We start from the raw sequence: 25,899 nt of genomic DNA, 5'->3' as shown, positions 1-25,899 counted from the left end.
TCCTTCACGCCGGCACCGACACCGGTGCCGACCGGACACGCGTACAGGCCCGTCCCGTACGGCTGCTGCGTCTGTCGCGGTGATCGCACCAGCCCCTCCACGCCCCACCGTGCGAGGTGGTGCGGTGGGGGCCGGTGCGCTGTGATCGCCGCGTGTTCAGACTGCCGCCGTCGGGCCGAGCCCGCTGAGCCCTGTGTGCTACCCGCCGGTTGTGGAAAACTCCGTCACCCGACGGGGTGAACTGTTCCTGCGGGAGCCGCCCTCACCCCACCGGCGCCGCCCCCAACACCCGCCCGTACTGCTCCCGCACCTCCCGGTACCGCAGCAACTCGGCCACCACCGGATCCAGCACCCTCGCCCGGCCGCACCCGGCGGCTGCCTCCCGCAGCCGACGCTCCGCCTCGTAGCCGTACCGTCTCGCGGGACCGCGTGCCGCCAGTCGGCAGCTCCACTCGACGGCCGGGCCGCCGACGATGCCGATCACCATCAGCAGCACCGGCACCCCGAGGTTCGGTGCCATGAAGCCGATGATCTGCCCCAGCAGCCACAGCCCGCCGAGCACCTGCAGGATGGTCATGGACGCCTGCGCGAGCACCGCGGCGGGCCACCAGCCGGGCCGTGGTGGCCGTCCCGTGGGCGCACCGGCGCGCGCCGCCAGTTCGTCCAGCGCCTCGGGCAACCCCTGTGCCCCCCGTACGGCCGCCTCGCGCACCGCCTGGGCCCAGGGCGCGGGCAGCCCCGTCGCGGCGCGCTCGGACAGGGTGCGTACGGCGTGTTCGACGCGCTGCCGCGCGGTGGCCTCCTCGTCCACGGGCGCCGCCAGGTCGAGCCGCCCGGTCGGGGACTCGCTCCAGCCCTGGTACCACCGCCACAGCCGTAGCCAGGGCGTACCGCACGCGCGGTTGGCGTTGCGCAGCCAGGCACGCTCGGCGGCCTCGCCGGCCGCGGTGGCGCCGACGGCGTCCGCCAGGCGCGCGGCGAACTCGTCCCGCGCCCGCTCGCTGAGCCCCGCGCGCCGCTGATTGGCGTACACCGGCCACAACCGGGCGGCGGCGACGTCCAGATCGGCGCGGACCCGGCGCGCCGGCGCGCCCCGCTCTGCCACGAACTGCCCCAGCACCTCCCGCAGATCCCCCACCCCGTCCCCGGTGAGTGCGGACAGCGCCAGCACGCTGGCGCCCGGTTCGCCGTACTCCCCCAGCGCGATCCCGTCCTCGTCGAGCAGCCGCCGCAGATCGTCGAGCACCTGGTGGGCGGCCTCCCCGGGCAGCCGGTCCACCTGGTTGAGGACGACGAGCATGACCTCCGCGTGGCCCGCCATGGGCCGCAGATAGCGCTCGTGGAGGACGGCGTCGGCGTACTTCTCGGGGTCGACGACCCAGATGACCGCGTCCACGAGCGCCAGGATCCGGTCGACCTGCTCCCGGTGCTGCACCGCCGCCGAGTCGTGGTCGGGCAGGTCCACCAGCACGAGGCCGCGCAACTGCGCCTCCGCCTCCGGGCTCTGCAACGGCCGCCGCCGCAGCCGCCCCGGAATGCCCAGCCGGTCGATGAGGCTCGCCGCGCCGTCGCTCCAGCTGCACGCGACGGGCGCGGCCGTGGTGGGCCGGCGTACGCCGGCCTCCGAGATCGCCACACCCGCGAGCGCGTTGAACAGCGTCGACTTGCCGCTGCCGGTGGCGCCCGCGATGGCGACGACCGTGTGGTGCCCCGAGAGTCTGCGCCGCGCCGCCGCCTCGTCCAGGACGCGCCCCGCCTCGGCCAGCGTCCTGCTGTCCAGTCGCGTACGGGACAGACCCACCAGCTCCCGCAACGCGTCGAGCCGCGACCGCAGGGGCCCGTCGTACGCGAGCGGGGTGACCGGCTGCACGACCGGAACCCTGGTCTCCACCAGCGGGACCCGCTCGGCGGCGGTCGTCGCGGTGACGCGCCGGGCGATGAGCCCGTCGTCCCAGGGATCATCGGCTTCCGTACGACCGGAACGGTCGCCGGACGGGCCCACCTCGGAGGCCCTGTCGCCGTCGGGCACGCGCGCGTGGACACCGTTTACGCGTGTCCGGCGCTCCTCGCACCCCGGACGGCTTTCGAGGCGGCTCTCGGCCTCGTCACGCTTCGCGGCAGCCTCGGGACACTGATCCTCAGCGCTCCCCGGGGCCTCCTTCTCCCGGCCCCCAGAGTGCACGTCGTCGGAGGTGCCCTCTGCAAGAAGGCCCTTCTCACCGTCGTCACCGTTCTTGTCGACTGTCCTCTCGACCTCCCTCTCGGCTGCGCTTTCGACTGCCTTGTCGATGTTCTTGTCGATGTTCTTGTCGATGTTCTTGTCGCTTTCCTCGTCGCCCTTCTCGGGGGCGCCGTCTCCGGTCTGATCCGCGTGGTCAGTGACGGCAGTCACAGCGGCGGTCACCTCTCCTTCTGCAGTACCGACAGGGCGGCGATGAGTTCGGCCTGTGGCTCGGGGTGGACGTCGAGGGCGTCGAGCGGTGCGAGGCGGCGGTCGCGCTCGGTGTCGAGTGCGCGGTCGAGGTATTCGGTGAGGAGCCGTCCACCGCGGTCGCGCAGCCGCAGCGCGCCGTGTGCCCCGATTCGTTCGGCGAGCCCCTCCCCAGCGGACCGGGCCCGGTGACCGCCCAGCAGGGCGGTGGCGACGAGGGCGGCCACGACCTCGGCGTCCGGCGCGACGCTCCGGTCGAGGACGAGCATCTCCTCCTCGGCGTACTCCTCAAGGACGCGCCGCCAGCGCCGTACGGTCATCCCGATCCGGTGTTCGACGCTCTCCCGTGTCACGTTGCGTTCCGCCAGTCCGGAGGCCACGGAGGCCGGTTCGCGGCGCCAGGCCTCACCGATCCGCTCGTCGGCGGCGGTGACGGCGCACAGCAGCAGGGTGCCGAGGCTTTCGACGAGGGCGTCGAGCAGTTCACCGGCAGTGCAGTCGAGCGGATAGCTGCGCCACCGCTTGAGCGCGTCGCCCGCGAGCACGGCCCCTGACTGCAGACGCCTCTTCACGCGCGCGTGCTCGCTGTCGTACGCCGCGTCGACGGCCGCGGTGAGCCGGAGTGCGGCGGAGTACTGCTGGGCCGCCGCGCTGGCCAGTTCGGGCATCCGGGACTTCAACGAGTCGAGAACGCCGTGGGCGGTGCGGGCCATGGCCTGATGCCGGGCCGCCGGATCGGTCACCTGCTGGATGAGCCAGGTGCGCAGGGGTGCGACGGCGGTGGTCGGCAACAGCCCGCCGCCCCAGGCGGACTCGGGCAGTTCGGGCACGGTGAACCGGGGCACGTCGCCGAGCCCGGCCTTGGTCAGCAGCGCCCCGTACTGCCGGGAGACCTCGGACACCACCTGGTGGGGGACCCGGTCGAGCACCGTGACCAGGGTGGCCCGGTTCTCCTTGGCGGTCCGCAGCAGATGCCATGGCACGGCGTCGGCGTAGCGGGCCGCCGTGGTCACCATCACCCAGATGTCGGCGGCGCAGACGAGTTCGGCGGCGAGCACGCGGTTGTCGGCGACCAGGGAGTCGATGTCGGGCGCGTCGAGGAGGGCGAGACCGGGCGGAAGGCTCTCGGCGGTCTCGATGCGCAGTACGCGGTCGCCGCCGTCCCCGCCCGGCGGAAACGGCGCGTCGCACGGGTCCTGGTCTGGCTCCTGTGGAGGCAGCCACGCGCGAGTGAGGTTGGGCAGGACGCGCATGCCACTGAACCAGTGATGGTCTTCAGGATGGCAGACCAGAACGGGCGTGCGGGTCGTCGGCCGCAGTACGCCGGCCTCGCTGACCTTCCGCCCCACCAGGGAGTTGACGAGAGTGGACTTACCGGCTCCGGTCGATCCCCCGACCACCGCGAGCAACGGCGCTTCGGGTTGCCGCAACCGGGGCACCAAGTAATCGTCGAGTTGCGCGAGCAGTTCGTCGCGGTTGGCACGCGCGCGCGGGGCTCCTGCCAGGGGCAGCGGGAAGCGCGCGGCGGCGACACGGTCGCGCAGGGCGGAGAGCGCGTCGAGCAGCTGAGGCCGTACGTCCAAGGTCACCACATGCGAAGAATGCCCAACTTTGTGGACTTTCTGAAGCATATAAGTACGCCTGCGCGCCGACAGGACACTCGGGGCGGAGGGGATGAGAGGGGCGCAGGCATAACGAGTGCACAACACCCGATGCCCGGGACGCCAAAAGTGGTGCACGATTCGTACCTGCCTGCGATTATCGGGACCGCTTCACTGAACCTCCACATTGAGCCACGGAGGCGAAGCAACAGGGACAAGGACCCGGGAGCCCTATCCTTGTCCCCGGCAACGTCACGGATCAGCCCACACCCGGGCACCACGGCAGATGCCACCACAACCGGCCCCCGTAGCTCAGTGGATAGAGCAGGCGCCTTCTAAGCGCTTGGCCGCAGGTTCGAGTCCTGCCGGGGGCGCACATTTTTGCAGGTCAGAGCCGCTCTTTAGCCCTTCGCGAGATCAGTCGCGGAGGGTTTTTCCGGTGCCCCGGAGGCCGTTTCGCCCCGATTCACACCCCTGAATCGGACTCCCCGTCCCATATGCGTCCCCCAGTTCGGGAGTCGTTCCACGGCCAGTCACCGTCTGCGGGCGAGAAATGCCTGGTCAGAGCCCATTCTGGCGTCCCATTGGGGGGGACATAGAGCAGGCGGCAAAAGACACCTGCTCTGTTCATACTTTGAGCAGCATCCACGGCGTGGCCTGACCCGCCACCCCGCAGCCGATCCCTGCGCAGTCCTGACGGTGGAACCCGTCGGCGTTGTCGGTACCTCCATCTACTCTCAGGAAGAGCTACGAGTACCGCCACGAAGGGAAGCAGATGGACAGCCGCCAGCCCGTACCCGCCAAGCCGTGGCTCGACCGGAGCAACTCACTCGGCTATATCCAAGGCGGCACGGCGGCTCAGGCAGCCCTGCTCCAACAGGTGCTGGTTCAGCTGCCACGCGACGGCAAGGAAGCGCTGGAGTGGGAGACGCCGGAGGAGAAGCATGTCAGCGCCACCTGCGAGGACCTGTGCCGGCGAGTACTCTCCGCCCCGGGCCTCGCCCCTCTCTGTCAGCCTTGGGTGAGACGTCCCGCTCTGCGGGGTTAGCCTGAGAGGGCACGACAGGAGAACCGCCCCATATGCCCAGCACTGAGCCCGGATCCACCGGCTGATGTTTCCGAGGTCCGATTTCTCGCCGAGGGCTGATGGTGGTGTGGGGCACGGGTTCGAGGGCGTGCAGCGCCCGCCGCGCTCGGGTCGCGGCCTGTCCGAGGTGTCTTTCGAGTCGGGGCTGGGGCGGTGGTGGTGTCGCCGGTGGCCGGTGCGGCCGTCAGTGTGCGGTGTCGATGGAGGCCGTCAGGGTGTCGATGGCGAGTGGTGGACGGCTTCGAACAAGTCCTGGTAGGCGCCCTGCCAGGGCCAGTTGGCGGGCAGGTGGGCGGTCAGCTTGGTCCTCGCGGTGCGGGCGAGTCGGGCGGGGACGTGGATCAGGTGGGCGCGCAGGGTGGAGGTGGTGGCCTTGGCGTGGAAGGCCGAGGCCAGGGCGCCGGCGGCCCGCAGCAGGTTGTGCGACATGGCCCACAGGGTCAGCCAGGCGGCGTTCGCCTGGAAGTTTCCCGAGGGCAGGTGGGCGAGCGCGGAGGACTTCCCGTCCGCGATCGCCTGTTCCACGACGGCGTGTTGCCGGTGGTGCAGTTCGGCCTGAAGCATGCCGAAGGGGCTATTGGTGAAGACGGGGTGGTAGCGCCAGGAGTCGAACAGCTCGCCCTGCCCGGTGGCTGCTTGCGGGTTCAGGCGTCGCACCCGGCGCACGATCAGACGGGCGGTGACCTGCTCGGCCTTCTTGCGTCCGGTGAACGCGGTGTACTCGGTCTCGGTGACCTCGGCGTCGGAGACCATCTCGCCGGTGTCGGGATCCACGAACGCCTCGGGGTAGCGGATCGGGACCCAGGCGTCCTCGGCGATGCGGCCGATCGCGGCGGCGACGGAGGGGTTCATGCCCGTGGTCAGGGAGAAGTGGGCACCGGCCCTGTGGCAGGCGGCGGCCACATCGGCGGTGTAGAACTTGCTGTCCGCCCGCACCATCCGGATTCCGGTTCCGCCCGCGTCCTTCGCGATGGCCAGGGCCTGGGCGACGAAGCTTTTCGCGCCGCGGACATCGGCCGCCTTGCCGCGGCGCAGGCGGACCGCACCGATCACCGGCCGGGCGAGCGGGGTGGACAGGGTGGCCACGATCGGGTGCAGGGTGCGCTGCCCCTTCAGGCGCCCGTGCTCGGCGCCTTGCTTGGCCCGGCCGTAGACCCGGCGGTGGGTGGGGTCGATATCGATGAACATCAGCTGCCCGGCGCCGGGAAGCAGCGGGGTGTGGGTCGCGAGGCGGGCCAGGAACTCCCGGTGCACCCGGTGGAGTTGCCGGTTGTGGCCGTGGGTGAAGGAGCGCAGGAAGGTGCCCAGCGTGGACGGGGCGCGTATCCCGGCGAAGACCCGGTCCATCGCGCCGTGCCGCAGCCGGTCGGCATCATCGATGGAGTCGGCCCCGGAGCACATCGCGCCCAGCAGCGACATCACCTTGGCCGCCGGATACGCACCGCCGCTGTTGTCGGCAGCCTCGATGCGGACCTGGGCGGCCAGACCGGGCAGGCCGACCCGCTCGGCGAGCGCGACCAGCGGAAGCAGTCCCGCATCCGCGATCAGATTCGGCTCGTCGAAGAGTGCGCAGACATGGACGGCGGCATGGGAAGATTGCATCTCGGAAGAGCCTTGTCATCGTGCGTGCTGGAAGCCTCAAGAACTCCCATCATCGCAGGTCACAAGGCTCTTCCTTGTTCCCGGAGGTCCACAGACGTCAGCCGGTGGATCCGGGCTGAGGGGACGGTCGGTCAAGACATTCGCGCTAGCTAGGCGGCCAGCGCAAGCAGCTCTTCATCTTCGAGACCCTGGAGCTGTGCCGAGGTCAGCATTGCACCAACGGACGAGTACGCCAGGCGGAACCCCTGCCAGGCGCGGATAGGCGCAAAGTTTGGCCGACTCGGGCCCTGCCGTCGTCCATACTTCCTGCTCCTCTGGACCCAGGGGTCGGCAGTGGCGTGCCGAGGATGGCCATGCTGATCCGTCAGGCCCGGGTTCGACGTAATTCGGCAGCCTGGAGTCGCGAATCCGGGGTTTGACCTGGGTGGACGTGCGTGTGTCCGCCTGGAGGGCGTTTCTCTAGGCGGCCGCGTTTCAGCTGGTCAGCGGGGTGTGGGCTGAAGCGCGATGACCTGCTTGGGGACGGGGATCTCCAGCTTCGCGAGCAGGTCTCGCTGGGGCTTCGTCAGGGCGGTGACCTGCTGGAACGTTCCGGTGGGGCCGGTGAAGGTGCCCAGATGGAGGCGGTCGAGCTCGCGTCGGATGTGCGGCCAGATGTCGCCGGTGGTGGTCTCGGTGATCCGGATCAGTAGGAGGGCGAGCCAGCACAGGATGACGTGGGCTCGGATGCGTTCTTCGAGTCGGTGGTAGACGGGCCGCAGGTCGATGATCTGCTTCATGTCGCGCCAACCGCGCTCGACTTCGAGGAGTTGCTTGTAGCCCAGGGCGATGTCCTCGGCGCTCAGGTGGGGGTCCGAGCAGCGCAGGAGGTACTTTCCGTCGAGGTTCTCCTCCGCCTTGATCTTCGCCTGGTCGATGCGGAGCTTGCCGGCCGGGGTGGTGCGAAGGTAGCGGTTCAGGCCCGGCTTGTCGGCGATCCTCCCGCGCAGTTCGCCCCGCTTGAAGTCGCTGAGTTTGTCGGTGTCGGCGATCAAGTCGGTCAGCTGGGCGACGAGTTGTCCGCGCATGTGCCGGTCGCGCTCCGCGGCTTCGGGGTTGTGGCAGGTGACGAACCGGTCGGTGTCGGATATCCGCACCTCCTTGACGCGCATGTTCTCGCCGACGTCCTGGTAGCGGCCCTGCCGGGACAGGGCGGCCTGCACCTCGGGACTCCCGGAGCGGAGCTTCTCGCCGATGATGTAGGCGTGGTCGCCCTTGCGCAGGTAGCGGCGGTTCTCGGCGCAGGAGAAGCCCCGGTCGGCCACCCACACGATCTTAGAGAGGGTCCAGTCCCGCATCTCGTCCTTGACCTGCCGGATCAGGGCCTGGTCGGAGGCGTTGCCCGGCCAACACCAGCAACGGACCGGGATCCCGTCCCTGGTGACCGCCATGCCGATCACGATCTGCGGCAGGTCGTCGCGGGAGTCCTTCGACTTGCCGTAGGTGCGGAACCCGACCTGCTTCGCGTCGCTGTCTGCCCGGCCGCCCTCCAGCTTGCGGCCGGTGTCGTCGCGGGCGACCGGTTCGTCGGCCTCTTCCAGCTCGAAGTAGGTGCTGGTGGTGTCGAAGAACAGCAGGTCCACCTCCAGGTTCAGCAGGTTCGCGACCTCGTCGAACACCTGCTTCTCCAGGTCGTCTTTCACCTCGTGCAGCCAGTCCATCGCCCGGTAACAGGTCTGTTCACCGGTCTCGGCCAGGCCGTCGATGTGCACGTCGTTCGTGATCCAGTCCGCCGCCGCGAGCTTCGAGGACGGGGCCAGCGCGCGGTTGGCGACCAGGGCGAACAGCACTCGCTCGGTCGCGGTCATGTCCCGGCGGCGACCCCGCTTGGGCTGCCCGACCCGGCCCACGATCTGGTCGATCCGAAGCCGGCGCCACAGGTGGTCCAGCACGTAGGTGCCGCCGAACGGCACCGAGGAGGTGAACTCCAGGCCCGGTGCGGTGGTCGCGGCCAGGGCGTCACCCGGCTCCAGCAGCTTCGATAGAGACGCGACCAGGCGCTTGACCGCGTCGCGGTCCAGGTCGTCCTCGCGGCCGAAGGTGAACAGCACCTTCGGCACCGCCCGCCCCTTCACCGGATCCCACTCGTTGTGGGCCAGGTGCAGGTACCGGACCGTCCCGGACTTGTTCTCCCGCTTCGTCGTCTTCACGTACACGGCTCCAGACGATAGGCCGAAGCCACAGGCCAACGCAGGTGAATCAGGAAAGTCGCGTCTCTAGGCACTCTGCGGCGTCCGCGCCCATCGCAGCCCGATGACCTGCGCCTTCAGCCTCGCGCGAGCTCTAGAACGCGCGAATTACGTCGAACCCGGGTCAGGGGGATGCCTGGTGGGTACGTCATCACAATGGCTGGGCGTGGCCAGCGAGATCGCCTACACCTTGGCTCAGTACGGCACCCGAGCCCTCGAAATCGGCTGCGACGGTCCGCGTGGTGACAGCGGTGCCCACATCAGCGCCATGTACAGGTTCAAGGGCCTCGAATACCAGCGCATGATCATCGCTGGATTTAGCGACGGCCTGGCGCCTCGCGATGCCGTGAACCGTCCCACGGGACAGCGACCCCGCGCACTACCGCCGCAAGGAGCAAAGAGCCCGGTCACTGCTCTTCGTGGCTATGACTCACGCACGCGCAACCTGGAGGCCTTGAGGCGCGGGAATCCAACCCCTACCTAAACCTCTCCAGACGGCCTGAGACACGGCGCAAGCGAGTACCTCACATTCTCGAACTTGACCCCATGACGCAATAATAGTGTCATGGTGTCATGCTGTATGCGACTCCCTCCCTGGACGCCGACGACCGTCGGGCTCTCGACGAGATCGAGGCCATGCGCCGCGCCCTGCGCCACATGCTCCGCGCCACCCCCCGCTGGACCCGCCAACTGCGCCGCAACCTCACCGCCCGCGCGATCGCCGGATCGAACACCATTGAGGGATACGCCGCGACGGTCGACGATGTGGAAGCCCTCATGTCCGGCGAGGAACCCCTGGAGACCGGCGAGAAAACGCGCGCGGAGCTGGAGGGCTACCAGCGCGGTATGACCTACATCCAGGCCCTCGCCGACGCCGGTGACGATTTCAGGTACGACGCCGGGCTGCTCAACGGCCTGCATTTCATGCTGCAAGGCCACCACCTCGACAAGCGCCCCGGCCGCTGGCGCGACGGCCCCGTCTACGTCACCAGCCCCGACGACCCCCTGGTCCCCGCCTATACCGCACCTGACCACGGGGACGTCCCCGCGCTGATGCGAGAGTTCATCGACTGGCTCAACGAAGGCGACCTCGACGTCCCCGTACACGTCCGCGCCTCCATGGCCCACCTCAACCTCGTCAAGATCCACCCGTGGAAGGACGGGAACGGCCGCATGTCCCGAGCCCTCTCCACCCTCGTGTTCTCCCGCGAGGCACTGATGCCGCCCGAGTTCTCGTCCATCGAGGAGTGGCTCGGACGACGGCAGAACACGTACGCCTACTACCAGGTCCTGGAAGACGTAGGCGGCCCGCACTGGAGTCCGGAACGGGACACTCGCCCCTGGATCCGGTTCTGCCTGACCGCCCACCACCGCCAGGCCCAGCAAGCCCAGCGGCGCTTCGATGTCATGTCCCGCGCCTGGACCCACCTCGTCGAAGCCGTCGAGGCGACCGGCCTGGACGAGCGCGTCGTCTACGCCCTGCTGCCCGCCTTCTCGGACGCGAAGGTCCGCCGCACCGTTTATCAGCAGGACGCGGACCTCAGCGACCAGCAAGCCATCCGTGACATTCGTGAGCTCGTGGCCCGCGGCTGGCTCGTCCCCCACGGCAAGGCCAGGGCCCGCTACTACGCCCCCGGCCCCCTCATGGACCCAGTCCGGGAGGAGGTCCGCCAGTCCATGGAGCCGTACGCGGATCCCTACCGACGTGCCCAATGACCTTGCGCGCTCCTGCGCTGCCACTGAGTCGTACTACGCCGCCGCTGCTTCCAGCGCCCAAAGATCTTGTGCTGACTCGATACGAGCCTCCAGTTCCTTGGTCTGGCCGACGATGCAGCGCGCGTACGTGGCATAGAGCATGGCCACGCTGCCGGCGTCTGATTCGGCGAAGGCCCGACGCGCGCTCGCCGAAGGTGTGTCGGTTGTCGATGATCGGTGCGGCCCCCGGCAGCAGAGGGGCGCCTCTCGCCCGGGCCACCCTGGACGCCGCCACCACCGAACGCACCATGCTGCTCGGGAGATCTACCGCAGGGGTCCGGTCTGGCGCCTACACGCCGTCGGCCAGGGCTACGACCACGGCCTCGACGCCCTCGCACGCGGATACGGGGTCGACATCGCCGACTGAACGACGGTGCGCGGAGCACCGACCGAGCAGGCCCGGGAAACGGGGCCGCACCGGTGAGGAAACCGAGGTTGTCGAGCTCACCGTGGCGGAAGCAGCGGCTCCTGGCAGCTCACGCTCCCCGACACCCCCATGCCCACACCCACGCGCTGAACTGGTCGCACTGGCGCCGACGACGCCAAGCCGTGGCCCGCGACTGCCACTACCGCCGTCGGCAACACTCCTTTGAGGGGCGGGCGGGCAGAACCCGCCCGTGACGGCGCCCTGCCCGCTATACTCCCACCGCTCGACATCCTCGCAAGTCAAGACGCGAAGTCCGGCTGGAGTACTAGCCTCGATTCGTCAGCGGCTGTGATTGCCTGATCGGGCTGTCGGTTTGCCCTGTTTGTTCCGCGTGATCGCGGGCGGGGCCTTCGCTTATCGCTGCGGCTGCGCCGGGGTCCACGGCTCCCGGAGTGTGCTGGTCGTGCTCCTTCCTGGTCTTCGTCGGGGCTGGCGGCCGGTCGTCAGGTGACGGCCGGGAGGGCGGTGAGCCGCTGCCAGCAGGTGGTGAACGCCTTCGCCCAGGGCCAGGCCCGCTCGATCCGCAGCCATCGGCGGCGGGCGTGGTCGGCGAGGCGGGCGGGCAGGTGGTAGAGGCGGAAGCGCATGGTGTCCGGCTCCGCCTCGGCCAGATCGTCGATGTCGTGCAGGGCCAGCAGCCGCAGCCATGCGTCGAGATCGGCGGCGAGGTTCGCGGTGAGCATCCAGCCGCGGTTGACCTCCCAGGAGGCGGAGGGCAGGTTGTCCAGTCCCATCGCCTTGTTGGTGCGGACCCGGTCTTCCACGCAGGCGTGGGAGCGGTGCAGTACGTCCAGGAACTGGGCGTGGCCGGAGCCGGCGGTGCCCCACATGCGGCCGATGTTGGTGGCGGTGATGCAGTAGCGCCAGCCGGTCTTCTTTTCGAACGCGGTGAGTTTCCTCAGGTGCCGCCGGGTGGGCTTGACGCGGCGCACGATCAGCTTCATGCCCTGCGGCCAGCCCTCGCGGGTGTTCAGCCCGGTCAGCTCGGCGACGAAGTAGCCTTCTTGGAGGCTGCCGTCCTGGTGCAGGGAGGTCTCCCAGGCGGCCTCGGGCAGCTTTGCGATGGCCTTCTCGTCGTCTTCGGTGATCTTCCAGCCGACGGTGTAGCGGACCGTGCGCCGCGTGGTGTTCAGCGTTTCGAGGTGTTCCAGCAGTCCGTGGGTGGCTCCGGCCCCGTCCACCCGGACCAGGATTTTCACCGTGGAGGACCCGGGGATCTGCGCGAGGGCGTCGGTGAGCACGCGGATGTGGTCGGTCACCGTGTTCGCTCCGGAGTTGCCCGGTCGCAGGAGCATCGCCAGCGATTCGGTGGTGTTCGCGCACCACGCGGCCAGCGGATGAAACCCGAACATCCTTTTGAAGGTGACCGCAGCCCCGGCCTTCTTCGACGCCGAGGTGATGATGGTGGCGTCGAGGTCGATGACGATCCAGCCGGTCAGCCGCTTGCCAGCCACCGTCAGCCACGGGAAGCCGCCCGGCCGCAGGTGCAGCAGCCCCCACACGTGCCGGCGCACCCCCGCCCGCGCCCTTGCGATCCGCGCCAGGGCGGCCTCGTCGAGCGCGGCCGGCGTGCGGCGGGCGGTGGAGTCCGAGGCCGCGAGCCCGAACAACGGCCGGCGACGCAAGTGGAGTTGCTCGGCCTCCGAAAGGTTCGCCGCCCCCAGCACGATCGCGATCGCGAGGTGCACCAGTACCCCGGCACGGTCCCGCCAGCCTGCGGCCGTGCTGGACGGCAGCACCCCGGCGAGCGCCTCCGTCACTCCCGTGCGGTCCGCACACCTGCGCAGCAGCACCGCCCCGGCATGCCCGACCAGCCTCTTCCCGTCAGCCACCACGGACAGCCGACGGTCCCACCCTGTACTCTCGACCACCAGAAAGGTGCCTTGCTCTCTGCCACGGATACGACCTAGACACTCGCATCCTCGCAGGTCAACGGCACCTTTCTGCTGTCATGGTGTCAGCTCTGCCAATCCCACTGAATAGCCAGGGCTAGGCACGGCCCATGAACGCGAGCCCCGCGGCTCCGGGACGGCGGTCGTGTGGGAGTGCCAAGTGCGCCTCGCGCAGGGCTTGTGGGAGAGGCATGCCTTGGCGCAGGTGCCGGTCGTAGGTGCCGGACAGCAGTTCCCCGGCCAGCTCGTCGTCGATGGCCCAGAGGCCGCCCACGACCTGTGACGCTCCGGCCACGAGGCAGGACAGGGCGGCGGCAGCGGTGTCGGATCTTTCGGTGGACTTTGCTGACCAGCAGCAGCCGAGGATGACCACCGGGGGGAGCCCAAGCTGGAGGAGGGCTGCGGGTGAGGATGGTCCATCGGGCAGGAGCATGCGGTACTCGAAGCCGTCGCCCTGGGTACCGTGCACGCTGACCGTGAGGATGTCGTACGAGGCGGTGTCCAGTGCATTGCGGAGTTCGGCCAGTGAGTGCACGCGCGTGAAGCGGATGCATCCCCGTGCGCTGAGCCCTTCCAGGGCCCGCGCTTCGAGACGGGAGCCTTTGAGCTCTTTCTCGTCGAAGAGGCCAATCACCCGCGGCAGCACGACCTCTGGGGCGGGCCGTGCACGCAGGGCGGCACCCATGGACATGGTGATGACCAGGTCACGGGCGCTTCGCGGCGCGAGTTCGTTCCAGGGCATGGACCAGGTGACCGAGTCGGGAACGACGACGACGCGCGTGGTGACGGCGTCCGGATCCACGTCGCGGAAGAACATGCCTGAGACCCGTCGGACTGCTTCGGCGGGCGCCTCCTCCGATTCCTCGTCGAGGCACTGCGCGAGTGCCTTTCCGTCGGCGGCCGAGAGCCGGGTACGCCTCACGCACGGCACCGGGTTCGCGGGGCGGAGTGTCACGACGGTCAGAAAGTGCTCGCCGACTTCCGCGCCGGTGACGTTGACCCATACGACGTGGTGCTCCGGGAAGTTCTCCGCGAGGTCGGTCGGCGTCACCGGCTCGGTGGTGTGCGAAAGGAATCCCACGAGCGTGAGATCCGCGAGCGCGTCGTTGCCGTACGCGTCCCTTCTTTGAGGGCGGCCGACAGCGGTCCCACCTCGGAACTCACCCAGGAAGTCCGCGACTTCCGCCACGAGCGCCGCGTCACGTCCGCTGTCCTGGGCCGCTTCGTACAGGTCGACGGCCCTCATCAGCAGCCCCGTGAGGACCAGCTCGACATCGATCACCGAGCGGGCTGCGAACACGTTGTCAGCGCAGAGCCGGGACAGCGACGCACGGAGAGCGGCCGATGAGGGCAGCAGGCCGCCGTTGACCCGTGCTACTTCGGAGAAGGCTCGCATCGCCGACCGGAGTGGGCTGAACGGCAGCTCTTCCGCGCTTTGCCCGTACCATCCGGCCGCCTCCACGTCATCGCCTCGGAGGGCGGCTTCCGACGCCCGCGCCATGGCGCTGGAGCTTTCCGTGAAGGCCGCTCGAAGCAGGATCACGTGCTCGTGGGCGCGGTCCTTCTTGGTGACTTCGGCCGCCTCGAGTCTGAACTCCGCTTCCGCGGCCAGCCCCTCGTCGATGCGTCCCGTGGCGATCAGGAGACGGGACCGGTAGTACGTGGTGAGAGCCCGGTAGCCGGGTGAGTCCGCCGTCTTGGCAAGACCCTCGATGGCGGTGCGGAGCCGTTCGATGTTGCCGGTCGTGTGGGCGGCGTAGGCGATGCTGCTGAGGATGCGCGCACGTCGGATGCGGCGGCTGCTACGACTGATCTCATACAGCAGTGCCCGGAGGACCGCATCGACGGTGAGGGGTTTGAGTAGGTGCAACTGCTGCTCACTCGAAGCCGCAGACAGCAGGTGAAGAATGACCCTGTCCGGCCCCCCTGGCATCAAGGCGGCAGCAAGTCGATGGCACTCCGCTGCTTCCGTCCGGCGTCCGAGCCCCTCGAATGCCTGCCCCGTCTCATCCAGCAGAGAGGAGAGAAGACAACTGGTGAGCGGCTTGTGCGATGAACGAGAGTAGTGCTGGGAAATGGTCGACACGATGTGTTCGAGCCCGACCGAATACACGGGCCGCCGATCGAGCACCTGATAGAGCCGGGCGATAGCCCGGATGTCGGCGGCATCGACGTCCTCCAGCTCCGCCAACAGATCCACGTTCAGGTGGCCCTGAACCGCCGTGACGACGAAGGACTCGAAACGCTGGCGCCATGACCTCATGGTGATGAACCGTCAGTCCGCGTCAGTAGTGCCGCTGCCGTTGGCGTTGCGGATCTCTGGCCGGTCGCCCGGCTCGGCGAGAATCGTCCCTTGGAGCAGACGCTCAATCTCCGCCACGGTCGCCTCCCCGTCGAAGCGGATCTGCCCGCGCGGGCCGATCGCCTCGACGTACAGCGTCGATCGGTTGCCGGGGTCGCTTGCGCGGCGCCGGGAAGCCAACGACCTGATGGCGCTCGCCAGATACGCAATGGTCTGTGGCGCCTGGAGCAGCGCGATCACGGTTGCGGTCTGACCCAGGAAGTCCCCGTCGAGCGCCCATTGGGAGCTACGCCGACCACGTGTCACCGTGGCGTGGCCGTCGGTGACCAGGAGTTCCGCGAGCTCGCTCGGAACGCTCATCTTGATGGTGTCGCTCATGTGTGCCCTTCCGCCGAGCGGACCCCACGCCCACGCAGGCCCGCCAACTTGCCTGTCCCGGCGAAAGTATGGCGTAAAGATCGACGCATCATCCGGTTTCCACCCATTCTCAGCCGCATGGGTGTCGCACGCAGCCCGTTCTTCAACTTCCGTACTTCGCACAGCTGTTGGGGTCGAGGACTCGGCCGAGGGGGCGCCGCATCGGTCAGGCCGGCTCCGCCGACGCCGATACGGCTGTCCCCGGGCGAGGGGCAACGGTCACTGTGGGCGCTGCGGCGGCTTCCGTGGCGGGGAAGGCGCACCGCCGACGGGATGCGCGCACTTCCACCCTGGGCGCCGGCCGCCCCCGCCCTGATCCGTCCCCGCCCCGTCCGCACAGCCCTGCCGACGGGGCCGGAGACCGGATCACGTGGCGACGAAGACCACTCGGAACATCTTCGGCCACCATTTGCCGGTGAGCAGGAACTCATCGGTGCCGGGGACGGCGGCGATGCCGTTCAGCACCTCGGCGTGCTGCTGCTCCTTCGAGGTCAACAGCCCTGAGGCATCGATCTGAGCGGTCACCGCGCCGGTGCCCGCGTCGACGCGCACGATCCGGTGGGAGGGCCAGACATTGGCGTACACGAGGTCGCCCTCGCATTCCAGCTCGTTGAGCCGCGGCACCGGACGGCCGTGGAGGGTGACGAGGAGTTCACCGGTCGGGGCCAGCGTCCGCGGGTCCCGGAAGGTCAGCCGGGCCGAACCGTCACTGGTGACCAGCCGCCCGCGTCCCGACTGGTGGCATACCCCCCAGCCCTCCTGCTCGTAGGGGAGACGACGCAGCTCGGCCAGCGTTCCGGCGTCCCGTTCGATCGCGATGTGGTCCCGCCAGGTCAACTGCCACAGCGTCGGCCCGAGGACGGTGATCCCCTCCCCGAACAGCGGTGCCGGCAGGTCGGCACGGACGGTGGGAGGCCGGCCGGGCGGGCCCAGACGGACCGACGACTCGCCGGCCATGCCCGTCCCCTCGTAGAGCGTTCGCCCGGCCATCTCGAGGCCCTGTGTGTAGGCCTTCGGGTCATGAGGCAGGACGTCGAGGACCCTGACCCCGAGTTGCTCGACCCGCCCCGCGGCAGACCCGGCCGCGGCCTGCGTGCGCACCGGTGAGCGGCCGTCAGCCTCACACGCGGTAAGCGGTATCGCACCCGCCAGGGCCGCGGCCGCGATGGCCGGGAGCGCCAGGAGCGCACGCATCCGCGCGGACCGGGCCGTCGACCGGGAGACGCGAACCGCCGCGCCGGATGCCCGGCGCCTGCGAACGCCGGTCCGACGGCGCGACGCCTGCCGGACGCCGACGCCCGGCACGGCCACACGGTCCCGGGCGTCCGCGGCATCCCCCCTTCGCTCAGTGATGCTCTCCGCCTTCCTTGGCGACCGCCGGGACGGTGTCCTTCCCCGCCGGCGCGGTCGGCGCGGGGAAGTCGCTGATCGTCGCCGGCCTGCCACGCCGGAGCCGAAGCCGAAGCCGAAGCCGGAGCCGGAGCCGGTCTCGGCGTCCCGAAATCCTGGGTCGGTACGCATACCCGTAGCCGTACTGCTCGCTGTCGCGCTTGGCGGGCACCCTGTTGAGGACGCTGCCGAGCACAGTCGTGCCGACGCCTCGCAGGGTGCGCACGGCGTCGGTGAGCTGACCCCGGGTGCTCTTCGCGTACCGGGCCACCAGCAGGTAGCCGTCGACCGCCGAGGCCATCGCCGGTGTGTCCGCCACCGGGAGTACCGGCGCGGTGTCGATCACCACGTGGTCGAACCGGTCGGCGAGCGAGCGCACCACGGTGCGGAACTGCGCCGAGCCCAGCATCTCCGCCGGGTTCGGCGGCAGCACCCCGCTGGACAGCACCGAGAAGGAGCCCGCCGACTGCATCACGTCCTCGGCGTTCGCCTGGCCGATCATCACGGTGGTCAGTCCGGCGTCCCGTACCAGGCCGAGCGTCTGGGCCACGCTGGGGCGCCGCAGATCCGCGTCGACCAGGCAGACCGAGGAGCCGAACTCGGCCAGGGCGGACGCCAGGTTGATCGAGATGCTCGTCTTGCCCTCGCCGGGTGCTGCGCTGGTGACAGCGATGACCTTGGGCGGAGCGTCGATGTCCACGAACCGGAGGCTGGTGCGCAGCCGCCTGAAGTCCTCCGACCGCCGGCCGAACGGGTCGTCGTCCGTCGCCACCGGGTGTCGGGAGGCACGCTGGTCGAGGACGACGCTGCCGAGTACGGCCGGTCCGCCGGTGTCGGCGAGACACCGGGTCAGGTCGCTGCGGCTGCGCACCGAGGTGTCCAACGACTCCCGGGCGACCGCCAGGCCGGTACCGAGGCCCAGACCGGCCGCGAGCCCGAGCGCGAGGTTGAGCACCAGGTTCGGGGAAGCCGGTGCGTTCGGTCGGTGTGCGGGCTCGGTGATGCTCAGCCGGACGGGCGAGAGCCGGGCGCCCTCCGGTCGTTCGATGTCAGCGATGACCTCGGCGAAGCGGTGGGCGATCGCGTTGCTGATCCGGGCCGCCCGGGACGGCTGGGTGTCCGTGACGGTGATCTTGAGAAGTACCGTTTCGAGGGGTACCTCCGTGGTGATCTTTCGGGCCAGTTGTGAGGGCGTCAGGTCCAGGCGCAGAGACTCGGCGACCGGCTCGGTCACGCGGGGACTGGTGACCACTTCCGCGTAGGAGCGGACGCGAGCCTGGGCGAACGTGTTGCCCTGATTTAGCTTGACCGTGTCGTCCCTGTCCTGAAGAGACACGAAAAGCGTCGAGGTGGCGCGGTACTGCGGTGTGGTGGCGTGGGTGACGAACGCGCCGATCGCTGCTCCCAGCAGGCCCAGCGCCGCGATGGCGCGCCAACGCCTGACCAGGAATCGAAGGTAGTCGGACAGATCCAAGGCATCCATCCCAGATATATGAATAGGCGGCAATGTGGGGCATTCACTAACTCGGGGATCATATCCGCGATGTCCGGCAAAAACGTGCAGGGTGACGGTCTTCCGCTGAGTCAGCCGGAGCCGCGTGCGGCGTCCAGTACCGGGATGGAGGCGGTCACGGCCGCCATCGGCCTGCCCGGCAGGGCGTGCGTCCCGGGCGCTGCCGACCGGGACCAGCTCCCGTGCCGCGGCCGGCCCTTGCCTCAGCAGGCACTCGGCGAGCGCCGAGCGGTGGAGGTCACGGTGCGCACGGCGAGTACGCGGAACGCCTGAACTGGATGATCCTTCCGAAACGATTCGGGAGCGTGGATGTCCGGCATGACGTCGGCATCCATGCCCCCGGCGAGGGACATCAGCCGACGCACGGACCGTTCGGGAGCACCGTGGCCCGCAGGGGGTGCACCAGCGGCTGACGCAGCACGACGGGAGAGCGGTCCCAAGGCCGCTCCAGCAAGTGGAGTACGAGGGTGCGCGTGCCGCGCGCGGGCAGCTCGACATCGAGGGTGAAGACCGGGTGGCCCCGCTCGGCGCCGTGGCCGACTTGAGTGGGGCGGCCGTCCAGGGTGGCACCGGACAGGGTGGCCTCCGCGCTGGCGTAGTAGGACACCAACAGGCGGTTGTCGCCTGGCCGTGTGTCGTAGGGCGGGTCGTCCACCCGCTGGACGACGTACGGCGGGAGTCCCGACACCGGAGCCCGGTTGGTCAGGCGGACGGTCACGGTGACTTCTCGCTGGCCGCCGACGCACCGGCCCGGTGCCCACACGAGTTGGCGGTGGAGGTAGTAGTCGAGCTTCGTACCCGCCGCGTTGTTGACGACCAGTCCGGCCAGCGGAGCGGATTCTTTGGGCAGCGCTCCGCCGAACGACCGCGCCAGGAGTTCGCGCTGCTCCGCCGAGTGGGCACTCCACACCTTGATCCGTCCCTCTCCCAGCTGCCGGTGCAGTGCCGAGAAGAGGTCGGCCCGGCGCGCGGGGTCGGCCGAGGCACCGAGCAGCCGGATGGCCACCGCACGCGCCACGTCGAGGAAGTAGGCCTTCCGCCGCTTGACGTCCGGGTGGAGCGCGTAGCTGGCGCGCTCGCTGAGATCCACGACGTTGTGGGCGGCGACGACGCTCCCGTCGGGCAGCCGGGCAGGGCCGGAGGCGGCGAGGAGCCCGGAGACCGCACCGGGGTCCAGGCCGAAGGCGCCGTCCACGGTCCGGCCACTGTGCCGCTGCCACGCCGCGGCCCAGATCCGCGCCGCGTACGGGAAGTGCGGGCTCATGTTGGAGTTCACCCACGTCCGGGTCGGGGCGCCGGGGCCGTAGAGCGCGCCGAACTCCGCTCCCAGGTCGACGTCCGCATACGCCTCGCTCAGTTCGGTGTCGTTCCCGAAGTACTCGAAGCTCAGTCGGCCCCGTTCCGTCCTGAGCACCGCGAAAGCCCCGGGAAGCCCGCCCGTACCACGAGCCTCGGCGGTGTTCTCGAACACCGCCAGGTACCGCCGCGGTCCGTCCGCTCCGAGCATCGAGGGCAGCAACCGGGCCGCCGCGGCGGCATCGTGGGTGAGAGGGGTGATCCGATCGAGCTGTCGGGCGAGTTCGGTGCGCGCCCGGTCGGTGGCCGGCAGCCAGGTTCCGTGCGGGAGGTCGTCGACATCGGCGCGCACCTCCGACGCGCTGCGCGAAGCCTGTTCGAGAAGGGGAGCCACACGGCGCAGCGCGGAGAGGTCCAGGTGTCGGCCGTCGTCCGTACCGGTTGAACCGAGTTCCGCGACGGTGCGCGCCATGGGGGAGAGCACGTCGTGGGTCAGCCGGTCGGAGGCCTCCGCGATACCGCGTACGGTACGGACGGGGCCGCCGAGAACGGGCAGATGGGCCGCCGGGAACCAGGCGGGGCCGGTGGTGAGCCGATGCGCCCGGGCGGCATGGCCGGCGGCGCTGCGCACCGCGTCCTGCGCTGTCGCGGTCCGCGTCGTCGGCGGGCCGGCCGCGGTGGCCGGGTCCACTGCGGGCTGGGCGAGGTGCTGCCTCCGCAGCGCCTCCAGACTCCGCTGGGCGGCCAGCAGCTCATTGCGGGCGAGCACTCCGGTGACCGCGATCCAGGCGGCACCGGCCAGGAGCAGTCCCGCCACGGCGTACACCGGCAGCCTGACGCGACGGTCGCGCAGTCGGCGGACGATGACGACGGGCAGGACCCGCTTTTTCCACCGGCGCGGAATCCGTCCGGCCCGCTCGGCGCCGAGCGGGGGTTCCTGCACACGCGGCGCACCACGACGACTCTCGGACATCCGGTGTCACTCCCTGGCTGATCTGTTTCGTGGGACCCGTGGCCCGCCCCCGCGCAACGTCCTCCGCGCGCCGGGTGTGGAGGTGAGCCCCTCCGTGCGACGCGCGGGGCGCCTGCTCAGTAGGCGCCGTCACCGCGCAGCACGGCGGGGAGGGTCCGCCAGAGGATCGTCAGGTCCAGCCTGACCGACCAGGTGTCGACGTACTCCAGATCCAGGCGCAGGGCGTCCTCCCAGGCGAGGTCGGACCGTCCGCTCACCTGCCACAGTCCGGTGATCCCGGGCCGGACCAGCAGGCGGCGACGGGCCTCCCCGGTGAACGCCGAGTCCACGACCGGGAGCGGACGGGGACCGACCAGGGACATCTGCCCCCGCAGCACATTGACCAGCTGCGGCAACTCGTCCAGGGAGTAACGGCGCAACCACCGCCCGACAGCGGTCACCCGCGGGTCCTCGCGGATCTTGAAGAGATGCCCGTCCGCCTCGTTGCGCACCTCCATGGCCGCGCGCAACCGCTCCGAACCGACGTGCATCGTCCGCAACTTGAGGACATGGAAGTCCTTGCCCCGCCAGCCGGTCCGGCGCTGGCGGAACAGCAGCGGGCCCGGAGTGTCGAGCTTCACCGCGACGGCGGCGGCGAGGAGTACCGGCGCCACCAACAGAAGCAGGACGGCGGCCCCCGCACAGTCGATGGACCGCTTGGCCGCCCGGACTCCCCAGTGCGCCCGCCCACACGGAGCCGGCCGGTGATGAGCCGTCTTCGCGGTGGATACCGGCATTCCGCATCCCTTCGCCTTCTACGGCAGAACGGGTGAAACCTGCCCTGACTAGGGGCATTTCGACCCGCACGACGTCTCAATCGGTTCAATTCTGACTAATGAATAGAAACACGACATCAATCCGAGCTTCGGCAATGACACCGACGCTTGCCCTCGTCCACCAGTCTGGGCGGGGCGGCCGAGAGGACCTGCATGCGTGCAGTAGTGACGGGTGGGGCCGGGTTCATCGGCTCCCATCTGTGCGAGCGGCTGCTTCAGGCGGACCACGACGTGCTCTGCGTGGACAACTTCCTGACTTCCAGCCCCGAGAACATCGAGCACCTCATGGGCGACCGGCACTTCCAGTTCCGCCACGGGGACATCACCCAGGGCGTGGACGAGCCGGGGCCGGTGGACGCCGTCTTCCACATGGCTTCACCAGCCTCGCCCGCGGACTACCTGAGACTGCCTCTGGAGACACTCCGAGTGGGCTCGGCCGGCACCTGGCACGCCTTGGACCTGGCCGCCGCCAAGGGCGCCCGCTTCCTGCTGACCTCCACCTCGGAGTCGTACGGCGACCCCCTGATCCATCCTCAGCCGGAGAGCTACTGGGGACATGTGAACCCCGTGGGCCCGCGTTCGGTGTACGACGAGGCGAAGCGCTTCGGTGAGGCACTGACGATGGCGTACCGCAGGAGCCGCGGTGTGGACGCCAAGATCGTGCGCATCTTCAACACCTTCGGGCCGCGGATGCGCCCGGACGACGGACGGGCGATCCCCACATTCATCCGCCAGGCGCTGCGCGGCGAGCCGATCACGGTCACCGGCGACGGCAGCCAGACCAGGTCCCTGTGCTACGTCGACGACGTGGTCGAAGGCCTGCTTCTCATGCTGGCCAGCGACCACTGCGGACCCGTCAACCTGGGCAATCCCCACGAGGTCTCCATGCTGGAGCTGGCGCAGTGGATCGGCAAGCTCACCCGGTCCGGCTCCGAGATCATGCTCACCCCGCGTCCCCAGGACGACCCCGAGCGACGGCGTCCGGACATCACCCTGGCCCGCGAACTGCTGAACTGGGAGCCCACGACTCCCGTGGAACGCGGCCTGTGCGACACCATCACCGACTTCCGCCGGCGTCTGGCCCCCGACGACTTCGCCGGGAGCGGCACGCGGCCCGCCGGGTCCACGCCGAGCACCGAAGCCGTCCGCTCATGACCGCCCCTCCGAGCAGCCGGACGACACCGGTGCCGGCGGCTCCCGTGGTCGAGTGCCTCGGTGTGCCCATCACCGCGCACACCCGCGACAGCGCGGCCCGCCATGTCGTGCACCTGGCCGGTCGGATGCGCGAGGCACGTGATGGGCTCACCGACGGACCCGGCGCCTCCGGCATGCAGCGCGGCAGTGACGTACACCTGTCCAACGCCTACACGCTCGCCCTCGCCGACCGGGACCCCGAACTCCACGGCATCCTCCGCTCGGCCTCCCTGAACCTGCCCGACGGACAGTCGGTCGCCTGGGCCAGCCAGCTTCTCCACCGCGACGACACCCTCCCCGGCACCCGCGTGTACGGCCCCGACCTCCTTCTGGACGTCTTCGCCCTGAGCCAGCACACCGACCTGCGGCACTACCTCCTCGGCTCCACGCCCGACGTACTGGACGCACTGCACCGGGAACTGGAGAGGCGCTTCCCCCGGACACGGATCACCGGCACCTGCTCCCCGCCCTTTCGCCCGTTGACCGCCCAAGAACTGCGGCAACAAGCGGCGGACATCCGCGCCGCGGGAGCGGACATCGTCTGGGTGGGCCTCGGCACGCCCAAACAGGACCGCTGGGCCGCCGAACTGTGCGCCGAACTGCCCGTGGTCGCCGTGGCCGTGGGTGCGGCCTTCGACTTCATCGCCGGCGCCAAGCGCCAGGCGCCGCCCTGGATGCAGCACAACGGGTTGGAATGGCTGTTCCGTCTCGGCTGCGAGCCGCGCCGCCTGTGGCGGCGGTACGTGTTCGGCAACGCGCGGTTCCTGTGGGGGGTGACCCGGCAGGCTACGGTCGGCGGGAGCACCGCGAGCCCACGCACTGTACGGGGAATGGCGCCCTGTGACGCCGGACGCCCCACGGGTCCGAGTGTTCGAGTGTCCGAGGCCCGATGACATGGCGCAGGAAGCCCCACCAGGCGCCTCGTTCGAGCGGCCACGCCGTCCCCGGGCGGCGTCGGCCTTCGAACGGCAGTCGCCGACCCCCGAGGTGATCGGCCCCTCGCCGCACCAGGAAATGCAACGGCCATTGCGCCCGTCCCAGGAGGCCTGACGTGACCACGCGCGCAACAGAAGCAACAGACGCGGCAGGCAGCGCGCGGGCGTGCGGCGCCGCATCCCCTTCCGCCGGCTCACGCCTGAGGTCAGCAACTGCCTTGGCACGCACATCGATCCGGAACGTGGTCAGCGATCCCGGCAGGCCGGGCTCCCTCTCCCACCGGGCCCGTACCAAGCGCTGGGCAGAACTGCTGCGACGGTTCCCGACGCTGAGCGACATGCGCGTGCTCGACCTCGGTGGAGTGCCCGAGGCGTGGCGACTCGTCCCGGTGAGACCGGCCCAAGTCGTCACCGTCAACCTGGATCCGAAGACCCTGTCGGCCGACGAGCCGGGTGTCACGGCCGTCGTCGGTGACGCCTGTGCTCTTCCCGCCCTGCTGGTCAAGGAGCGATTCGACCTCGTGTACTCGAACTCCCTCCTGGAGCATGTCGGTGGTCACGCCAACCGGCTGCGCCTGGCCGAGACAGTACACACGATGTCGGACCAGCACTGGATTCAGACCCCGTACCGATACTTTCCTGTCGAACCGCACTGGCTCTTCCCCGGATTCCAGTTCCTCCCCCTCAGGGCACGCGCCGAGGTCTCGGTCCGCTGGCCCTTCGGCCACACCAGGTCCACCGGCCTCGGAGCCGCCGTCGACGACGCGGCATGGGTGGAATTGCTGGACTTCACCGGGATGCGCCGGTGCTTCCCCCACTCCGAAATCTGGCCCGAACGCATCGCTGGACTGCCGAAGTCACTGGTGGCGGTCAGCAGAGCAGGCCACGGCTGAAGCAGACAGACCCGAACCTCGGACCTTTCACCGGACTGCGAACCGCCGTGCACCGCTTCGGCGGTGGACGGCGGTTCGGATCCCGGCCGACAGGCCGTCAACGCAGGCGCATTTCAGCGACGATTCCGGGCAACGATTCCGAACATATTAGGTGGCCCGATCCGTTCGCCGATGCTTTGCAGCATCCCGGACTGCGTGGACCAGTAGCGCCGCAACTCCGTCTCCTCGAAAGCGGGCGCAAGCAGCCCGCACAGAGCATCCTCGTCCACACCGTTGCGCACGACGTGGTACTCGACCATGTCGGCCTCATTTGTTTCGTCGTGCACTCCGCGCAAGCGGCGCATCCGGGTGGCGAAACCGCGGCGGAATTCACCCTGTCCCAGCCGCCAGAGCAGGTAGGCGCTGCGGTCCTTTCCCATGGAGATTCCGGACCGCCGCGGATACCAGAGCGGGTCCTGGATGCTGAGGAACCCACCGCCGGGCACGATGCGCTCGACAAGCCGCTGGACGGTGCCGAGGTAGTCCGGAATGTGGTGCAGCACGGAGATGCATACGACAGCGCCGAGGGGACCCCCGTCACAGGCCGCCCGACCGTCAGGGTCATGGATCACCGTGACCCTGGGGTTGTGCCGGAAGCGCTGCCGCAGAACGGCCGCGCTGGGCGCACTCATCTCCGTCATCTCGACCTCGGCGCCGGCCGCCAACAGATGATCGGTGAAGGTGCCGTGCCCGGCGCCGAGTTCCAGCACCCGGCATTCCCCGTTCAGGTCGATGACCTCCCCCACGAGGGTGTGCAGCTCTGCGATCACGCGCTCGCGGACGCTGTGGTGGCGGATGTGCGGCGAACCCTTGGCGTAGTCGTGCCCGTCGCCGTGTCCCTGCTCCTGCAACTGCCCCATGGAAGGCTTGGTTGAAGTGGTCGTCACGCACGACACGCTATGCATGCCGTATCCGCCCCGGAGGGGACGATGAGACCGGACATGGCGGAATTCACGCGTTCGGCACTGCGAATCGGGCCCGGCGACGGATCTTTTGAACGCCGGACGAGCGAAGAGCCGGTCGTGTCACCTTCCGGGTATGTGAGTAAAGCGCACTAAGGTGTGGACGGTTGGAGCAAATACGGAATGCAGACGCGCGCTCCTGCATCAC

18 protein-coding genes, 1 tRNA gene and 1 pseudogene are annotated in these 25,899 nt (G+C 69.6%); 8 read left to right on the top strand and 12 right to left on the bottom strand.

What is annotated here, in order from left to right:
- Positions 1-262 precede the first annotated feature (262 nt).
- Both WBG99_RS23850 and WBG99_RS23845 read right to left on the bottom strand, forming a co-directional pair.
- A complete protein-coding gene (locus tag WBG99_RS23850; RefSeq protein WP_338898262.1) occupies positions 263-2,392 on the bottom strand; it encodes a GTPase in 2,130 nt (709 codons plus the stop codon).
- A gap of 8 nt (positions 2,393-2,400) precedes the next feature.
- The gene (locus tag WBG99_RS23845) at positions 2,401-4,062 is read right to left on the bottom strand and encodes a dynamin family protein (RefSeq protein WP_338898261.1); all 1,662 of its coding nucleotides are present in this window, start codon (positions 4,060-4,062) and stop codon (positions 2,401-2,403) included.
- 271 nt (positions 4,063-4,333) lie between these two features.
- On the opposite strand from WBG99_RS23845, the gene WBG99_RS23840 reads away from it, so the two are divergent.
- Together WBG99_RS23840 and WBG99_RS23835 are read left to right on the top strand one after the other, a co-directional pair.
- Positions 4,334-4,406 (top strand) — tRNA-Arg (locus WBG99_RS23840).
- Positions 4,407-4,807: 401 nt separating this feature from the next.
- Positions 4,808-5,080: a hypothetical protein gene (locus WBG99_RS23835; RefSeq protein ID WP_338898260.1), complete on the top strand. Its 273-nt coding sequence runs from the start codon at positions 4,808-4,810 to the stop codon at positions 5,078-5,080.
- 249 nt (positions 5,081-5,329) lie between these two features.
- On the opposite strand, the gene WBG99_RS23830 is transcribed toward WBG99_RS23835, so the two are convergent.
- Together WBG99_RS23830 and WBG99_RS23825 are read right to left on the bottom strand one after the other, a co-directional pair.
- Entirely contained in the window at positions 5,330-6,721 is a 1,392-nt protein-coding gene (locus tag WBG99_RS23830) for an IS1380 family transposase (RefSeq protein WP_338897284.1), read from the bottom strand.
- 482 nt (positions 6,722-7,203) lie between these two features.
- On the bottom strand, positions 7,204-8,910 hold the full coding sequence (locus WBG99_RS23825) for an IS1634 family transposase (RefSeq protein WP_338898259.1): 1,707 nt from the start codon (positions 8,908-8,910) through the stop codon (positions 7,204-7,206).
- 612 nt (positions 8,911-9,522) lie between these two features.
- Between WBG99_RS23825 and WBG99_RS23820 the strand changes: the two genes are divergently transcribed.
- Together WBG99_RS23820 and WBG99_RS23815 are read left to right on the top strand one after the other, a co-directional pair.
- The gene (locus tag WBG99_RS23820; RefSeq protein WP_338898258.1) at positions 9,523-10,665 is read left to right on the top strand and encodes a Fic family protein; all 1,143 of its coding nucleotides are present in this window, start codon (positions 9,523-9,525) and stop codon (positions 10,663-10,665) included.
- Between the two features lie 212 nt (positions 10,666-10,877).
- Positions 10,878-11,071, top strand: a pseudogene (locus WBG99_RS23815) (TerD family protein); the annotation flags it as partial.
- A gap of 503 nt (positions 11,072-11,574) precedes the next feature.
- On the opposite strand, the gene WBG99_RS23810 reads toward WBG99_RS23815, so the two are convergent.
- Positions 11,575-13,002 (bottom strand): IS1380 family transposase, encoded by a 1,428-nt coding sequence (locus tag WBG99_RS23810; RefSeq protein WP_338898257.1) that lies wholly within the window; start codon positions 13,000-13,002, stop codon positions 11,575-11,577.
- 118 nt (positions 13,003-13,120) lie between these two features.
- On the bottom strand, positions 13,121-14,893 hold the full coding sequence (locus WBG99_RS23805; RefSeq protein WP_338898256.1) for a CHAT domain-containing protein: 1,773 nt from the start codon (positions 14,891-14,893) through the stop codon (positions 13,121-13,123).
- Positions 14,894-15,112: 219 nt separating this feature from the next.
- Between WBG99_RS23805 and WBG99_RS23800 the strand changes: the two genes are divergently transcribed.
- Positions 15,113-15,280 (top strand): hypothetical protein, encoded by a 168-nt coding sequence (locus WBG99_RS23800; protein WP_338898255.1) that lies wholly within the window; start codon positions 15,113-15,115, stop codon positions 15,278-15,280.
- 18 nt (positions 15,281-15,298) lie between these two features.
- Here the strand turns inward: WBG99_RS23800 and WBG99_RS23795 are convergent, their stop codons facing one another.
- The 5 genes from WBG99_RS23795 to WBG99_RS23775 all read right to left on the bottom strand — a co-directional run bounded on the left by WBG99_RS23795 (position 15,299) and on the right by WBG99_RS23775 (position 21,689).
- Complete coding sequence (locus WBG99_RS23795) at positions 15,299-15,703, bottom strand: hypothetical protein (protein ID WP_338898254.1); 405 nt, start codon at positions 15,701-15,703, stop codon at positions 15,299-15,301.
- A 405-nt stretch (positions 15,704-16,108) separates the two neighbouring features.
- Positions 16,109-16,936 carry a glutaminyl-peptide cyclotransferase gene (locus WBG99_RS23790; protein WP_338898253.1) on the bottom strand — a complete coding sequence of 276 codons (828 nt, stop codon included), beginning with the start codon at positions 16,934-16,936 and terminating at the stop codon, positions 16,109-16,111.
- 151 nt (positions 16,937-17,087) lie between these two features.
- Positions 17,088-18,614, bottom strand: a complete 1,527-nt coding sequence (locus WBG99_RS23785) for a polysaccharide biosynthesis tyrosine autokinase (RefSeq protein ID WP_338898252.1) — start codon at positions 18,612-18,614, stop codon at positions 17,088-17,090.
- A 382-nt stretch (positions 18,615-18,996) separates the two neighbouring features.
- Complete coding sequence (locus WBG99_RS23780; protein ID WP_338898251.1) at positions 18,997-20,913, bottom strand: DUF4012 domain-containing protein; 1,917 nt, start codon at positions 20,911-20,913, stop codon at positions 18,997-18,999.
- Between the two features lie 116 nt (positions 20,914-21,029).
- Positions 21,030-21,689 carry a sugar transferase gene (locus WBG99_RS23775; protein WP_338898250.1) on the bottom strand — a complete coding sequence of 220 codons (660 nt, stop codon included), beginning with the start codon at positions 21,687-21,689 and terminating at the stop codon, positions 21,030-21,032.
- A 192-nt stretch (positions 21,690-21,881) separates the two neighbouring features.
- Here WBG99_RS23775 and WBG99_RS23770 point away from each other — a divergent pair, with 192 nt between their 5' ends.
- From WBG99_RS23770 to WBG99_RS23760, 3 genes are all read left to right on the top strand, one after another.
- The gene (locus tag WBG99_RS23770) at positions 21,882-22,883 is read left to right on the top strand and encodes a UDP-glucuronic acid decarboxylase family protein (RefSeq protein ID WP_338898249.1); all 1,002 of its coding nucleotides are present in this window, start codon (positions 21,882-21,884) and stop codon (positions 22,881-22,883) included.
- Positions 22,880-23,815 carry a WecB/TagA/CpsF family glycosyltransferase gene (locus WBG99_RS23765; RefSeq protein ID WP_338898248.1) on the top strand — a complete coding sequence of 312 codons (936 nt, stop codon included), beginning with the start codon at positions 22,880-22,882 and terminating at the stop codon, positions 23,813-23,815. The genes WBG99_RS23770 and WBG99_RS23765 overlap by 4 nt, the downstream gene beginning before the upstream one ends.
- A 260-nt stretch (positions 23,816-24,075) precedes the next feature.
- Positions 24,076-24,750, top strand: coding sequence for a methyltransferase domain-containing protein (locus WBG99_RS23760; RefSeq protein ID WP_338898247.1), 675 nt, complete (start codon positions 24,076-24,078; stop codon positions 24,748-24,750).
- Between the two features lie 113 nt (positions 24,751-24,863).
- Here WBG99_RS23760 and WBG99_RS23755 read toward each other — a convergent pair whose 3' ends face one another.
- Positions 24,864-25,685, bottom strand: coding sequence for a class I SAM-dependent methyltransferase (locus WBG99_RS23755; RefSeq protein ID WP_338898246.1), 822 nt, complete (start codon positions 25,683-25,685; stop codon positions 24,864-24,866).
- Positions 25,686-25,899: the final 214 nt, after the last annotated feature.

This window comes from Streptomyces sp. TG1A-60 (genome assembly GCF_037201975.1).
GTDB lineage: Bacteria > Actinomycetota > Actinomycetes > Streptomycetales > Streptomycetaceae > Streptomyces.
Note: the sequence above shows the minus strand (reverse complement) of the source record. Positions and strands in the feature narration are given on the sequence as shown.